This window comes from Starkeya sp. ORNL1 (assembly GCF_012971745.1).
GTDB lineage: Bacteria > Pseudomonadota > Alphaproteobacteria > Rhizobiales > Xanthobacteraceae > Ancylobacter.
Genome location: NZ_CP048834.1, coordinates 5674261 through 5688223, shown reverse-complemented (window position 1 = coordinate 5688223; position 13963 = coordinate 5674261). Strand labels below are relative to the sequence as shown.

Genomic DNA, 13963 nt, shown 5'->3' with positions numbered 1-13963 from the left:
TGTACAGCGCTACGATAGCGTTGCACGGCAGAGACACCATAGGCGCATGGCAACACTTCGTAGCCGCGGAGGAGAATGAATGACGCTTCCGTTCCGGCCGCGCATGACGGCGGCGCGCCAGGGCATCTCGGTCATCGGCAAGGGCCATCGCCGTTCCTGGCACGGCGTGCTGGCCGAGGTCTGGGAGGCGGAGGGCACGGTCGGCGCCGGCGGCGAGTATATTTCGCAGGACCCGCGGCTGTTCATCCTGCTGGACCGTGCGGGCGGCGGCTTCGACCTTCGCCTGGCGCCTGACCGCGCGCCGGAACAGATGGCGCACGCAGCACGCCAGATCAGCTTCATCCCGGCAGGCGTGCCACTCTGGACACGTTTCGACGACGCCACCTATATCCGCCACCTCGACCTGCATTTCGACATGGAGGCGCTGCGCCAACGGCTCGGCGAGGAGTTCTCGCTGCAGCATTTCAACACGCCGCGGCTGATGTTCTCCGACCCGCGCATGCTTAACCTCGCCGGCCTGATCGCCGACGAGTGCGCCGCGCCGAAGGCGTTTCACGAACTCTATGGCGACAGCCTGACCACGGCGCTGCTGATCGATTTCCTGCGCCTCGAAGGCCGGACCCAGCGCAAGCGCAGCCCCCTCGCCTCCTGGCAGTTGCGGCGGGTGGTGGACTATATCGAGGCGAACTGCCTGCGCCGGATCCGGTTGCAGGAATTGGCCGGGATGGTCGACCTGTCCGAATCCCATTTCAGCCACGCTTTCAAGGCGTCAACCGGCATGGCCCCGCACCAGTGGCAGATCAACGAGCGGATCAAGAAGGTTCAGGGTCTCTTGTTGCGAGCCGACATGTCGCTGACCGACGTCGCGGTCGCCGCCGGCTTCTTCGACCAGGCGCACCTTACGCGGGTGTTCCGGCGCATCGTCGGCGAGACACCGGCGGCATGGCGGCGCGATCGGCGGCAGCATTAAAGGATAGCGGGCGAAGTCTGAGTACCGGGGTCCCGGCCAGAAGCTGCGATCGCTCCTGGCGCGAGCCGGAGTGCCCGGACCGTCTAGTGCCGGAGGTGCGTTCTGAGGGTGGCGAGGAAATCCTGCGCGATCTGCGACAGCTCCTCGTGCGTCGGGTGGAGCACCGCGATCTCATAGGTGATCGTGGGCAGGAATGGCCGGCGCACGACATTGGCAGTGAAGGGTGCGCTCACCACGGGATCGACCAGTCCGACCCCGCAGCCGGCGCTGACCAGCTCGCACGCGGTCGAGAAGAATTCGGTCTCCGCGATCACGTTCCAGCGCGCGCCATGTTCGGAGAAGGCGGCGGCGAGTTGCTGGTAGATCGGATCGCCGCGAAACAGCGTGACGAACGGCACGCCGTCGAGGTCCGTCGGCGTGATCCGCGCCCGCTCGGCGAGTGGATGATCGACCGGCATCATGCATTCGCATGAGTAGGAGAACACTTCCATGTGCGTGGTGGGGTAGTCGACCGGCAGTTCGGCAATGGCGAAGTCGAACTGCTGCGTCGACATCAATTCCCGGACCGTCATGGAATTGCGCGTGATGATCTTCATCTGCAATTCGGGGCGTTTGGCCTGGAACAGCGACAATATTCGCGGCAGCAGGCTGATCGAGATGCTGGGATAGGCGGCGATGGCGAGGTGTCCGCGCCGCCCAGCGCGTATTTCGCCGGCGATGCGCGTGGTGTTCTCGACCGCCTCCAAAGCGCGTGCGGCCTCGGCATAGAACAGATGGGCCTCGGGCGTCGGCTGCAGCCGCCCGCCGCGCCGCACGAACAGGGTCAGGCCGATCTCATGTTCGAGCGCAGCGATCGTGGTGCTGACAGCAGGCTGCGATATGCCGAGCAGCTCCGCCGCACGGGTCATCGTGCCGTGGATCATCAGCGCTCGGAAGCATTCGAGTTGGCGCAGGCGCATAGCGGCAGACTATATGTTTTGCTTATAACGGAGCCAATCTGAATTATTAGATTTTGGCGGCGTCCTGTGATCTCCTCGATCGGACCGGCTGCACGGCGCGGCCGCCGACGAAGGAACAGCAGCGTTGAACCAGCGCCCCGATATCCGCCAAAGCGAGACCGTCCTAATTCCGGCGCGACGCGGCATCGCCGCGCATGTCGCCAGGGGCCGAACGATCCAGGTCATCAATACCCACGGCAAGCAGGTGGTCGACACCTGGGCGTTCAACGCCGACGACATTGCCGAATTCATGTCGATGGAACACTCCCACGCCGCGTTGCTGAAGCTGGTCCCGAAGGTGGGCGACACGCTGGTCACCAACCGCCGTCGGCCGATCCTCACCGTAATCGAGGACACGACGCCCGGTATCCACGACACCCTGATCGCGGCCTGCGACGTCCATCGCTACCAGCAGCTCGGCGCCGAAGGGCATCACGACAATTGCGCGGACAATCTCTGCCTGGCGCTCCAGGCGCTCGGCCTCACCGCCCCGGAGATTCCCAGTCCGCTCAACCTCTTCATGAACGTCCCGGTCGACCCGGACGGACGGCTCGCTTTCGCCCCCCCGACCAGCGAGCCGGGCCAGCACATTTCACTGCGGGCCGAAATGGACCTGATCATCGTGTTTTCCGCCTGCCCGCAGGACATGATCCCGGTCAACGACATGCAGCCGACGGACGCACATTTCGCCATTGTGTGACGACCGATGGGTGCAGGATCTTCGAACCGGGTGGAGCTTCGCCATGCGTAAATTGCCTCCGCTCAACGCCATCCGCGCCTTCGAGGCGGCAGCGCGCCACTGCAGCTTCACCGCGGCCGCCGACGAATTGTGCGTTACCGTGACCGCGGTGAGCCACCAGGTCCGGCATCTGGAGGCCACGCTCGACATGAAGCTGTTCGAGCGGTCCGGCCGCTCGGTATCGCTGACCCCCGCGGGCAGGACGATCTTTCCATCCCTGCGCGACGGCCTCGACCGGCTGGCCGATGCCTTCGCCACGCTCCATGAGGAGCGTTCGGGCGAAGCCATCAGCGTATCGACGACACGGGCTTTCGCCGAACGCTGGCTGATGCCGCGGCTCGGGCGCTTCAATGCGATGTTCCCGAACATCGTCGTCCATGTCGATGCCACCGAGGAGGTGGTGGATTTGCGCGCCGGCGGCATCGATCTCGCCATCCGCTACGGGCCGGCCTCTCCCGAGCAGCGTCCCTCGATCCTGCTTCAGGATGTCTATGTGGCGGTCGCCGACCAGACCCTCTGCCCGCAGGGGCGGTCCGCGACCATAGAGGATGTGAGCAGCCGGCCGCTCATCGCCTATCGCTGGAAGAACCGCGAGCTCGACGCGCCGACCTGGTCCGCCTGGCTCGCCCGCACGCCGCACGACACCGCGAGCAATTTCCGCATTTCGTGGTTCAGCGAGGAGACGCTGGCGCTACACGCGGCTGAGCGCGCCTTCGGGCCCCTGCTCTGCAGCAACGTGCTGGTGGAGGACGAGATGCGCCGCGGCACGCTGCGCCAGCTCGACGGGCCAGTGATGGCGGGATTCTCCTATCGTCTGGTCGACATACCGAGTGCCAGCCGCAAGCGCAGCCTCGCCGCCTTCAGCGAATGGCTGAAGGACGAGGCGGCGACATTCCGCGCCCGGTCCGCGCTCGCCGTCACAGCATCACGGGCCGCGTGAAATAGGGCATTTCCTCGGTCCGGATCTGGTACTGCCCGTCCTGCACGAGCCGGTCGACATGGGCGACGATGTCCTCGAGCGGTGCGAACCACACGCTCTTGGTTGCCAGCACCTCTTCCAGCCACCGTTCCACCACACGCCAGCGCGCCAGGCGTCCGGTGAGGAACGGATGCCAGATGCCCATCCAGAAGCCACCAGCCTCGTACTGCGCCTCGAACTCCTCGAAGGATGCGGCAAGGCCCTCGGTGGGCGATTTGACCGGCATCATGTAGCCGATCTCCGCATAATGCGCGAAAGGCGGCCAGTCGTCGGATCCCCAATGCGGCGGCATCTCGTAGAGCGTCGCGCCGTTCGAGCGCATCAGATAGGGGATGTCGTCGGCCATCAGCGAGGAATCATAGGCGAAGCCGTGCTCGACCAGGAGGTCGATGGTGCCCTGCGTGGCATTGTAGACCGGGGCGCGATAGCCGCGCGGCTTGCGTCCCGTCATGGCGCGATGGACGTCGAGGGCGCGTTCGAACCATGCGCGCTGCTCGCTTTGCGAGATCTCGGTCGGGTCTTCATGGATGTAGCCGTGATGGCCGATCTCGTGGCCGCCCTCCAGGATCGCCTCCACCGCCTCGGGATAGCGCTCCATCGTCCAGGCCGGGATGAAGAAGGACTGCTTCAACCCCAGCCGGCGATAGGTGTCGAGGATGCGCGGCACGCCGACGGTCGGGCCGTAGCGCCCCATGGTGATCGGATAGAGCCGGTCGAAGCTGTCCTTGGGGCGTGCCACATGGATGAGGCTGTCCGCATCCATGTCGAAGGTGATGGCGCAGGCACAGCGGGCGCCATTGGGCCAGGGAATGGGATTGCGGATCATGCCGGATTTCCTTGATGTGACTGACGGAGCGCCACCTCGATTGCCAGGCCTGCCGCGAGCAGCCGGTCGTCCTCACCGCTCGGCAGCGAGAACAGGATGGACGTCGGCAGTCCCGCCTCGCCTGTTCCGGAGGGGAGCGCGATGCCGGGCATGTCGAGCAGGCTGCCGATCATGGTCAGCGACAGGCTGGCGAGATTGACCCGGGCGAAGAGGTCGATATCTGCTTCGAGCGGTGCGAGAAGCGGCGCCACGTGCTTGACCGTGGGCAGGACCAGCACGGCGCCATCCAGCTCGCGGGCGATCGCCACTATCAGCTCGCGTCGCGCCTGCCGCATCCGCGCGACCTGTTCCGGGTCGAGCATGGCGGCGGCTTCGAGCCGCGTGCGCACCCGTGGGTCGATCCGGTCGCGCCGCGGGCCTTCGACCACATCGCGCAGCAACGCCCGCGCTTCGGCGGCGCCGAGCCAGCCGAAGCGCGCCACCACATCCAGCGCTCCGGCGACAGCGCGGACGCGCGTGCAGACCACGCGGGCGCCCTGCCCGCTCAAGGCTGCCATGACGCCGAGCAGATTGTCCCGCACCGCGGGTTGAAGCTCGCCGTCTTCGAAAACGCCTTCGTCAACCACGAAGCGAAGCTCCGCGATCTTGGCCGGCGTCGCGGTCGGCGCCGCCAGCCCGCGCATGGCGGCGTCGAGCCGCGTGCAATCGCCGACCGTCCGGCAGATCGGCCCCAGGCTGTCGAGCGATGGGGCCAGCGGATGGACGCCGCGCATATCGTAGCGGGCCACTGAAGCCTTGTAGCCAACCAGGCCGTTGAAGGCCGCCGGCACGCGGATGGAGCCTGCCGTGTCGGTGCCGATCGCCGCCACCACGATGCCGCGCTGGACCGCAATGGCGGAGCCGGAGGAGGACCCGCCGGGCGCGCGGGGCTCGCCGCCTGCGAAATCCGCGATGGGGGTGCCGAAATGCGGATTGAGGCCGAGGCCGGAAAAGGCGAACTCGCTGAGATTGGTCTTGCCGAACGGGATGACGCCGCGCGCCTTGAGCGCCACGATGACGGGCGCATCGGCTTGCGCGGGCGCGATATCGGAGCGGGTGAGCGAACCCGCCGTGGTGCGGCTGCCGCGCACATCGATCAGGTCCTTGATCGCGACGGGGATGCCGTCGAGAGGGCCAAGCGCGCGGCCCAACTTCCAGCGTGCCGCCGCAGCCTCGGCGTCGCGACGAGCCTCTTCCTCGGACAATGAGATGAAGACGTGCTCAGCGGTGCGGACGCCGGCCAGCGCCGCTTCCATCAGCGCGACAGGGGTGACCTCACCTTCCGCGAGGCGCCGGGATATTTCCGCGAGGCTGTGCATCGGGGTTCGTCCGTGACCGGCTATTCCGCAGCGGCCTTGCGGGCACTGACCGCGCCGAACAGTTGATCGACCAGCACCGGGATCGCCGCATAGGCCTCGGCCACGGACTGCGCGTGGCGGGCGTCGTCGAACTCCTGATAGTCGATGGCGATGAGGTGGCACGCTTCGACGCCGAGATAGTGCGCGCAGGTGCGGATGTGGGTTTCGAGGTGGTTCATGTCCTCGCGCACGCCGCCCGGCCCGAAGCCGAACTCGCCGCGCGCGCTCAATATGACCAGCGTCTTGCCGCTCATGATCGGCTCGAGCGGGTAGTCGCCGCGTGCAAGGTCGAAGGTGAAGGTCTTGCCGATGCGGATCACCTTGTCGAACCAGGATTTCAACGCCGCCGGCATGCCGTAATTGTACATCGGCGTGCCGAGGACGATGAGCTGCGCGCGATCGAGCTCGTCGATCAGTTCGTCCGACAGGCGCAGTTCCTCGCGCTGCTCCGCCGTGCGCCGGCCCTCCGAGGTGAAAGCGGCGCCGATCCAGCGCTCCGAGACGATGGGCGGAGGGTCGCGGCCGATGTCGCGCGCAATCACCGTCGCATCCGGGTCACGTACCGCCCATGCCTCCACGAAGGCCTGCGAGAGCCGACGGCTCAGCGAGCGGTCGCCGCGTGCGCTGGCATCGATATGAAGAAGTGTCGTCATGGCCCGGCCCCTGGTGCGCTCGGCGGCTGGCTTGCCGCTCCCGCGGATGTTCCGCACCTCGTCAGGGTGTCCCGGAAGACGCCGGGAGCACTATCGACAATCTCTTCAGGACCGTTGAGAAGAACTCAACCTTCAAGAAAACCGCAGCATTCTCAGGTGTTTTTGTCGTTCTCCATGCAAAGGAACGGCACCATGCCAGGCGACCGTCAATATATATTTGAATGTCGAGCTTCTCTCATCCTGGTTTGAGAATTTCTCATTTTCCGGACAACGCGCCCTCGGTCGATATCGATCCTTCAGACGAAGACACAACTCGTCGATTTGAGAGGAAACGATGTCCAGGAACCCCGGATCGGAAGCCAATTCGCTCCACCATTCCAATTATGATGCGCTCGGGATCACCCCGGTTCCACCTTCCCACCGAACCTCGTCTCAACTGGACCAGTTCTGGATCTGGGCGGGCGCGAACATGGCGCCGATCAACTGGGTGCTCGGCGCGCTCGGCATCCGGCTCGGGCTCAGCCTCGTCGAGACCGTCACTGTCATCGTCATCGGCAACCTTTTGGGATGCGCGCTGTTCGGTGCCTGCAGCGTCATGGGGCACCGCACCGGCGTGCCGCAGATGGTGCTCTCCCGCCTCGCCTTCGGTCGGCGCGGCGCCTGGCTGCCGACGCTGATGCAGGTGCTGATGCCGATGGGCTGGGTGGCGATCAATACCTGGATCGTCCTCGATCTCGCCGTCGCCGCGCTGGAGCGGATGGGAATAAGCGGCGGCATCGAACTCAAATACCTCATCGCCTGCACCGTCATGCTCGCCCAGGTCGGCATCGCTGCTTGGGGCTTCAATGCCATCAAGTATTTCGAGCGCTACACGATGCCGGCCATTTTCTTGCTCATGGTGGCGATGACGGTGCTTGCCTTCCTGCGGATCGACGTACAGTGGCACGCGACGAGTATCACCGGCACCGCCAAGCTGGCGGCCATGAGCCAGTTGATGACCGCCATCGGCATTGGCTGGGGGATTTCCTGGCTGGTCTATGCTTCCGACTATACGCGCTTCACCCGGACGTCGCTCACCGGCCGACAGGTGTTCCGCACGACCTTCCTGGGGATGTTCATTCCAACCATCTGGCTGGCCTTCCTCGGCGCCGCGATCGCGTCCGGCGGCAACGGCTCCGACCCCGCGCAACTCATCATCGCGGCGTTCGGCGTGATGGCGCTCCCGGTGCTGCTCGTCCTGCTTCACGGACCGATCGCCACCAACATCGTGGTCATCTACTCCGCCGCGCTGGCGACGCTCGCCCTCGATCTGCGCCTGCCGCGCTGGGTGGTGTCCGTGGTGTCCGGCCTCGTCGCCCTGGTCTTCCTCTATCTCTTCCTGCAGTCGGGCGACTTCGCGCATGCCTTCGAGAACGTCATGGTCGCGATGGTGGTCTGGATCAGCCCGTGGGCCGGCATCACCCTGGCGGACTTCTTCCTGCTGCGCGGCGGCCGCGCTGACGTCGCCTCGCTCTATGCGCCGCACGCAAACTGCCCGTACGGCGATGTGAACGCACCGGGCATGTGGGCGCTCGGCCTCGGCGTTGTCGCCGCATGGTCCTGCCAGATGGGCACGGTCGAACTCACCCAGGGCCCCATCGCACTGGCATTGGGCGGGATCGACCTGTCGTGGCTCGCGGGAATGCTCGTCGGCGGCGCCAGCTACCTCGTGCTGCAGCGCCGGAACCAACCCCGCGAGGCGATGAGCGCGGCAGACCCGCTGGCCGTTCCCGCCACCCACGACGTGACCGTCTCCTGACCGTCACCCCCAGGACTGCCGCTTCTCCTGCCCCTCCGAAGGATATGCCATGACTGATACACTCGCGACCGACGTATTGGCGCAGAGCAACGTATTGAAGGCGCTGGCGGAAGGCGCAGCGGGCGATGCGTTTCTCGGCAATGTCGTCGAAATCGCCATCGTGACGCGCGATCACAGGCGCACCATGACGGGGCTCCATCGTCTCGGCATCGGGCCGTGGCGGGTCTACACCTTCAGTCCCGACAACACGCAGCATCAGACCTATCAGGGGCAGCCGAGCCCGTTCGCGCTGAAGGTCTGCTTCGCCCAGTCGGGCAACATGGTCTGGGAATTGATGGAGCCGTTGTGGGGACCGACAATATTCGCCGATTTCCTCGCCGCACATGGCGAGGGAATTCATCACGTCGCCTATGACTGCAACAATATCCCGTTCGAGGAACGCATTGCGGAGTTCGAGCGGCGCGGATTCCGGCTGGTGCAATCCGGGAGCTGGCTCGGCACCAACCACTTTGCCTTCTTCGATACCGAGGAACGCACTGGGACGTGCTTCGAGACCTATGCCTTCCCGCAGGAATGGGAATACCCCGAGCCGGAAGAGTGGTTTCCGCCGCGCTAGACCACGACGCGGAAGCCTGATCCGTTCAGGACGGCGCTGGCCAACCTTGAGCACCGGCGTCCTTCTTCTCGGAAATCTTGTTCTCGGCGATGAACCGCGCGGCGAGGATGAACGCTCCCATCGAGAAATCCTTGCCGTGCGCGGCGATCATCCGCTCCGCCAGTTCGGCTATTTCGGTGAAGAATCCGTCCTTGCTCTCGGTCTCGGTATCGTTGGGCATGGCGTACGCTCCTCTCGATGGTCGCAGGTCTATTTGAACATGTGGGAAGGCAGGTCGAGGACGCCGGCGCTTCCCTGCGATGCGCCGGCGCCGCCCTGCGATGCATGGAACGCCAGATGCTCGCCGTCGGGTGACCAGTCGAGCCCGCCGACCGCCCCCGGCGATGGATCGCGCACCACCAGTTCGTCGCGCGCCCCGATCCGGGCGATGACGATCACGCCGTTCTCATAGCCGAGGGCAAGCAGCGGGCGGTTCGGATGCAGGCGCACGACGGTGATGGCAACGAAGCCCACGCGACCAGTCTCGATGGTCTTCGGCTTGCCGTCGCCCGCATCAAAGCTCCAGACGATGGCGCGGAACGCACCGGCAGTGGCGAGCAGCCGGGAATCGGCGGACCAGTCGAGCGAGCGCACCGGGGCCGGGTAGTCCGGCAGGCGCAGGACCCGCCGCGTTTCAAGCTCGATCAGCGCAATGCCGCCATGGTCAAGGCCGGCAGCGAGGATGCGGCCGTCCGGTGACCACGCCAGCACCCGCGACGCCGCGAGATCGAAGCCGAGGCGCGCGGCACCATCGTCTTCGGCCGGCTCCACTGCGATGCGTCCATCGAAACCGAGCGCAATGTGGCGGGCGTCGGGTGACGGTGCCATGGCCCTGAGCGGCTCTTCATAGCGGGCAATGGCGCGCGCCGTCGCGTCGCCGGCGCCATAGCGCGCGACCAATCCGCCCGCGGCGACGAAGGCGACCTGCCGCGAGGTTGCGCAGATCGCCTCGACCGGTCCGCTGTCCATGTCCACCAGCGAGCGCACCGCTCCATCCGGCGCGACCGTGACCAGCCGGCCGCTGGCTCCGCCCACCAGGAAGCCGGCATCGCCGAACGGCGCGAGGCGGATCGGCGCCACGTCGATGGGTACGATGGCCGGAGGCGGCACTGGGCGCGAGCGCGTCGAGACGGTGGCGCGGCCGTTCTCGATCGACACCCGCCAGCGGACATTCGCGTTTTCCTCATCCCCCATTGACGCGAGGGCGAGCGTGCCGTCGCCCAGTGCGAAGCCGACGCTCATGCCGGAGGCATCGAAGGCCGAGGCTTCGACGCCGCCAAGCCGCCAATGCCGCGCCAGCAGGGCGAAGAGCGGCGAGACTTCGGCTTCCATGGCACTCATGAGATCTCGCTCCCTGTTTCCATCCGCCTCATGCGCCGGCGATGTGCCGGTCGATCTCCTCGAGCCGTGCATTCCACGCTTCGAGCTCGTCGGCATGCGTTGCGAGTTGCGCTGCGCTCGCCTCGACCTCGGCCCGCGCGGCGTCGAGTGTCGCGGCGTCGCATTCCGCGTCCTCCTCGCAGCTCGCGAGTTCGAGCTGGCGGCCGCCGAGCAATTGCTGGTCGCGGAGCTGGCGGGCATTGAGCCGCGCGATCTCCTGGACGATCTCCATGCGCCGGACGAACAGGTCGCGGATCTCCTCGCTCATGGTGCGTCGTCCCCGCCGGGCGCCGACACGCCTTCTCGCGACTTCCGCAGGTCCTCGATCTCGGTGAGGATCTCGCGCATGCCGCCGAGGCCGGAGCGGAAATGACGCTCGGCCGCCTCGATGTCGCCGCGCAGCGAATCCCACAGGTCGGTGCGCAGCATGTGCATGGCCTCATGGGTCATGTGCTGGAACATCCGCAACTCGAAGCGATGCCTGAGCGTGAGGCTGCTCAGCACGAACTCCGTCAGCTCACGGCTGTGAGTCTCGACGAACAGGCGCAATAGTGGATGGTCGCCATAGACAACGCCCGCCCGGGCAAGCTCGGCCTCGATGAAGCCGATGAAGTGCCGCGACAGCAGATCGAGGCCCTCGCCGGACAGACGCACCACAAAGGCCATGTCGCGATCGGCATGCGCGATGATCTTCGAAGCCGTCGCGGTGGCGCCGGCATTGGGCTCTGAGCCGTCCATGATCGTCTCGCCGTCCGCTTTCGCTGGCCTTATCCGCCCGAACGATACTGGTGGAGCTTGCGGTAGAGGGTGCTGCGGGAGATGCCGAGACGCTCGGCGGCGGCCGAGGTGTTGCCGCCGGAAGCCGCCAGCGTCTTTTCGATCAGCCGGCGTTCAGTCTCGTCGATCCGCGAAATCTCCTCATGCTCGTCGCGCCCAGCGCCATCCGCGAATGCAGGCGCGCGCTCCGAACGGTCCGAGCCAAACAGGTCCGCGACGAAATCCTCGGGAAAATCGTCAAAGCCGACCAGCCGGCTGGTCGACATCAGGAACAGGCTTTCGACGATGTTCCGCAATTCGCGGACATTGCCGGGCCACGCATAGCTCTCGAGCATGTCGAGCACCTCCGGCCTGAAGCGCAGCGGTTCGGCCGAATAGGTCTCGGCGGCCTGCGTGTTGAAGTGCTCGATCAGCAGCGGGATGTCGCCCCGGCGGGCGCGCAGCGGGGGGATGCTGATCTTCACGCCGCTGATCCGAAAATAGAGATCCTTGCGGAACCGGCCCTCGGCCGCCTCCAGCTTGAGATCGCGGTTGGTGGAGGCGACGAGGCGCACATCCACCGGCCGCGGCCGGCTGTCGCCGATCCGGTAGACCGCCTTCTCCTCCAGCACGCGCAGCAGATAAGGCTGCAGCTCGAGCGGCATCTCCCCGATCTCGTCGAGGCTGAGCACGCCGCCATTGGCGACCTCGAAACGCCCGGCGCGGCCTTCGCGCGTGGCACCGGTGAACGCCCCGGGAGCATGGCCGAACAGTTCGCCGCCGAGCAGTTCCTTCGAGACCGCGCCGCAATTGAAGGCGACGAAGGGCTCCTTGCCGGTTTCCTGTCCGCAGGCATGGATGAGCCTGGCAAACAATTCCTTGCCGGCGCCTGTCTCTCCCTCCAGCAGAATCGCGGCCTTGCCCATCGCCGCGCGCTCGGTGCGCTCGATCGCCGCCAGCAGCACATCACTGACGCCGATGATGGCGGCCCGCGCCTCGTCCACGGCGCGCCGGGCGGCGAGTTGGGTGGACGGCCGTCTCGGCGGCGCCTGGCGCGCCGGCGGCGGCAATATCAGCATCGCGCCGGAGAAGCTGCCGTCGAGCATCAACGGCTCGATACGCTCCATCAGCGCCCCTGGAACCGCGACCTCTCCGATCCCGCCGTGCCAGCGCTCGCCGTCGAGATCCAGCAGCCGGTCGCCGATCCTGAGTTCAGTCTCGGAGCTGAAGCTTCGCCAGCGTGCAGCCGCCACGTCGCAATGATGGATGATGCGGCCGAAGCGGTCGAGGAGGACGAAGCCATCTCCACGCACCGCTTGCCCGAGATGCGAGAGCGACGCTTCCAGAAGCCGCACCCGCTCGATCCGCATCTTGTCGGCAAGGGCGAGCTCGATGTGGCTGGCCGCCATCATGCCCAGCGCCACATTGTGGCGATGGAAGATGTCCTGCGGGCCGGAAAAATCGATGACGCCGATGACGCTGTTGTCGAGCGGGCTGAAGATCGGCGTGCCGATGCAGGTCCAGGCCTTCACGCCTTCGCAGAAATGCTCGGCCGCGCGCACATAGACCGGCTGGCCGGTGATCAGCGCGGTGCCGATACCGTTGGTGCCGGTAACGGTCTCTCCCCAGTTGGCGCCGACCTCCAGGTGGATGTCGTGGCCGGCGTCGATGGTCCTGGGATCACCGGTGGTTTCGATGACGATGCCCTGGCTGTCGGTGATCACCACCATGGTCGCGGTGTCGCCCAGCACTTCGGCGATCCGTCCAAAAGTCTTTCGGGTGGCGTCGAGGAGGTCGGTGTTCTGCCGTCGCAGCCGGTCGACCTCGTCGGTCGTGACGACGAGTTCGCTGCCGCGCCCTCGCGCATCGACGCCTGAGTGCACGCTGCGTTGCCAGGAACGCTCGATCACGCCGCGCACGAGCCCGGCGGCCGGCTTCCGATCGGTGGCCAATAACCGCTCCCACGCCTCCATCGTCGCCGAAGCGTCGTAGGAGGCGGCGTCGGCCGGATCGGACCGGCGGTCCTTGTCATCCCGGTCCGTCCCGCCCGGCGGCAGGGATGGCATGAAGGGGCGCTGCGGTTTGACCATGGGCGCTTCCGTGGGCATTCGGGCATCCATGAATGTGGTGGTGTCTTCCGGCCGAGGCCGGTGAAGAGGCGCTTGCGCGCGGTTCAGGCGCCACCGCTCGTTGTGTCGGCAATGCCGAGGCGCGACGCCAGTTCCTGCTTGAACGCCTCGTGGACCTCTTCGCCAGGCATCAACAGCCCGTCGAGGTCGAGGAGGCAGTTCAGCGCGTCGCCCTCGAGCGGATCGAAGAAGCCGTTCTCCCGGGTGGCGAGGCGGAAGCGCTCGCCCTCGGGCCCGCGCCGCAATTCGCCGAGGAACAGCACCTGCCGGCTGGTCTCCTCGTCGACCACCACGACACGGTTGTTCGGGCTGATCCGCACATAAGGCCGGGTCGAGGTGCTGCGGTCGGTCGGCTGATAGCCCGCCACCGTATTGCGTTCAGGCTCCGTGACGACGGGAGGCGCCGAGCGCGCCTGCCGGATCTCCTGCCATCGGCCGCCGCTAAGATGATTGGCGAGACGCTCGATGGTTGAGCGATTATTCTCGATCAATTTCCTGACGGCGACATCCTCTTTGCGAGGACCGTCATTCTTGGTGATGATATAAACCACCATTCCCTCCCGTTATTTATGTCGACATCATGAATTCAGCTTGAAAGCTGAGATGAGTGATGCCGCTTTATTTATGGACCGCAATTTATCATGCCTCCAATCTGACGTCACTTGCCTGTCATCGAGGGGGCG

General features: G+C 66.0%; 15 protein-coding genes. 5 read left to right on the top strand and 10 right to left on the bottom strand.

The genetic code is table 11. The features are described 5' to 3' along the window. Positions 1–79 precede the first annotated feature (79 nt). Positions 80–970 (top strand): AraC family transcriptional regulator, encoded by an 891-nt coding sequence (locus G3545_RS26675; protein ID WP_246702578.1) that lies wholly within the window; start codon positions 80–82, stop codon positions 968–970. A gap of 83 nt (positions 971–1053) precedes the next feature. Here the strand turns inward: G3545_RS26675 and G3545_RS26670 are convergent, their stop codons facing one another. Beyond that, a complete protein-coding gene (locus G3545_RS26670; protein WP_170017324.1) occupies positions 1054–1929 on the bottom strand; it encodes a LysR substrate-binding domain-containing protein in 876 nt (291 codons plus the stop codon). A 124-nt stretch (positions 1930–2053) separates the two neighbouring features. On the opposite strand from G3545_RS26670, the gene G3545_RS26665 reads away from it, so the two are divergent. Beyond that, entirely contained in the window at positions 2054–2668 is a 615-nt protein-coding gene (locus G3545_RS26665) for an urea carboxylase-associated family protein (RefSeq protein ID WP_170017323.1), read from the top strand. A 43-nt stretch (positions 2669–2711) separates the two neighbouring features. Beyond that, complete coding sequence (locus G3545_RS26660) at positions 2712–3647, top strand: LysR family transcriptional regulator (RefSeq protein WP_170017322.1); 936 nt, start codon at positions 2712–2714, stop codon at positions 3645–3647. Here the strand turns inward: G3545_RS26660 and G3545_RS26655 are convergent. Genes G3545_RS26655 through G3545_RS26645 form a run of 3 tightly spaced genes read right to left on the bottom strand, consistent with a single transcriptional unit; the run spans position 3625 to position 6562 of the window. Continuing rightward, positions 3625–4512, bottom strand: coding sequence for a polysaccharide deacetylase (locus tag G3545_RS26655; protein ID WP_170017321.1), 888 nt, complete (start codon positions 4510–4512; stop codon positions 3625–3627). The genes G3545_RS26660 and G3545_RS26655 overlap by 23 nt on opposite strands. Then, a complete protein-coding gene (locus G3545_RS26650; protein WP_170017320.1) occupies positions 4509–5870 on the bottom strand; it encodes an amidase family protein in 1362 nt (453 codons plus the stop codon). The genes G3545_RS26655 and G3545_RS26650 overlap by 4 nt, the downstream gene beginning before the upstream one ends. 20 nt (positions 5871–5890) lie before the next feature. Beyond that, positions 5891–6562 (bottom strand): NAD(P)H-dependent oxidoreductase, encoded by a 672-nt coding sequence (locus G3545_RS26645; protein WP_170017319.1) that lies wholly within the window; start codon positions 6560–6562, stop codon positions 5891–5893. A 334-nt stretch (positions 6563–6896) separates the two neighbouring features. On the opposite strand from G3545_RS26645, the gene G3545_RS26640 reads away from it, so the two are divergent. After that, the gene (locus tag G3545_RS26640) at positions 6897–8360 is read left to right on the top strand and encodes a cytosine permease (RefSeq protein ID WP_170017318.1); all 1464 of its coding nucleotides are present in this window, start codon (positions 6897–6899) and stop codon (positions 8358–8360) included. 49 nt (positions 8361–8409) lie between these two features. After that, positions 8410–8976 (top strand): VOC family protein, encoded by a 567-nt coding sequence (locus G3545_RS26635; protein ID WP_170017317.1) that lies wholly within the window; start codon positions 8410–8412, stop codon positions 8974–8976. A gap of 25 nt (positions 8977–9001) precedes the next feature. Here the strand turns inward: G3545_RS26635 and G3545_RS26630 are convergent, their stop codons facing one another. From G3545_RS26630 to G3545_RS26605, 6 genes are all read right to left on the bottom strand, one after another. After that, positions 9002–9196, bottom strand: coding sequence for a hypothetical protein (locus tag G3545_RS26630; protein ID WP_170017316.1), 195 nt, complete (start codon positions 9194–9196; stop codon positions 9002–9004). A gap of 29 nt (positions 9197–9225) precedes the next feature. Next, entirely contained in the window at positions 9226–10356 is a 1131-nt protein-coding gene (locus G3545_RS26625; protein ID WP_170017315.1) for a hypothetical protein, read from the bottom strand. 28 nt (positions 10357–10384) lie between these two features. Next, positions 10385–10663 carry a hypothetical protein gene (locus tag G3545_RS26620; protein WP_170017314.1) on the bottom strand — a complete coding sequence of 93 codons (279 nt, stop codon included), beginning with the start codon at positions 10661–10663 and terminating at the stop codon, positions 10385–10387. Then, complete coding sequence (locus G3545_RS26615) at positions 10660–11133, bottom strand: hypothetical protein (RefSeq protein WP_170017313.1); 474 nt, start codon at positions 11131–11133, stop codon at positions 10660–10662. Before G3545_RS26615 ends, G3545_RS26620 begins: the two co-directional genes overlap by 4 nt. 29 nt (positions 11134–11162) lie before the next feature. After that, positions 11163–13241 carry a sigma-54-dependent Fis family transcriptional regulator gene (locus tag G3545_RS26610; protein WP_246702576.1) on the bottom strand — a complete coding sequence of 693 codons (2079 nt, stop codon included), beginning with the start codon at positions 13239–13241 and terminating at the stop codon, positions 11163–11165. A gap of 83 nt (positions 13242–13324) precedes the next feature. Further along, positions 13325–13831 (bottom strand): hypothetical protein, encoded by a 507-nt coding sequence (locus G3545_RS26605; protein WP_170017312.1) that lies wholly within the window; start codon positions 13829–13831, stop codon positions 13325–13327. Positions 13832–13963 lie beyond the last annotated feature (132 nt).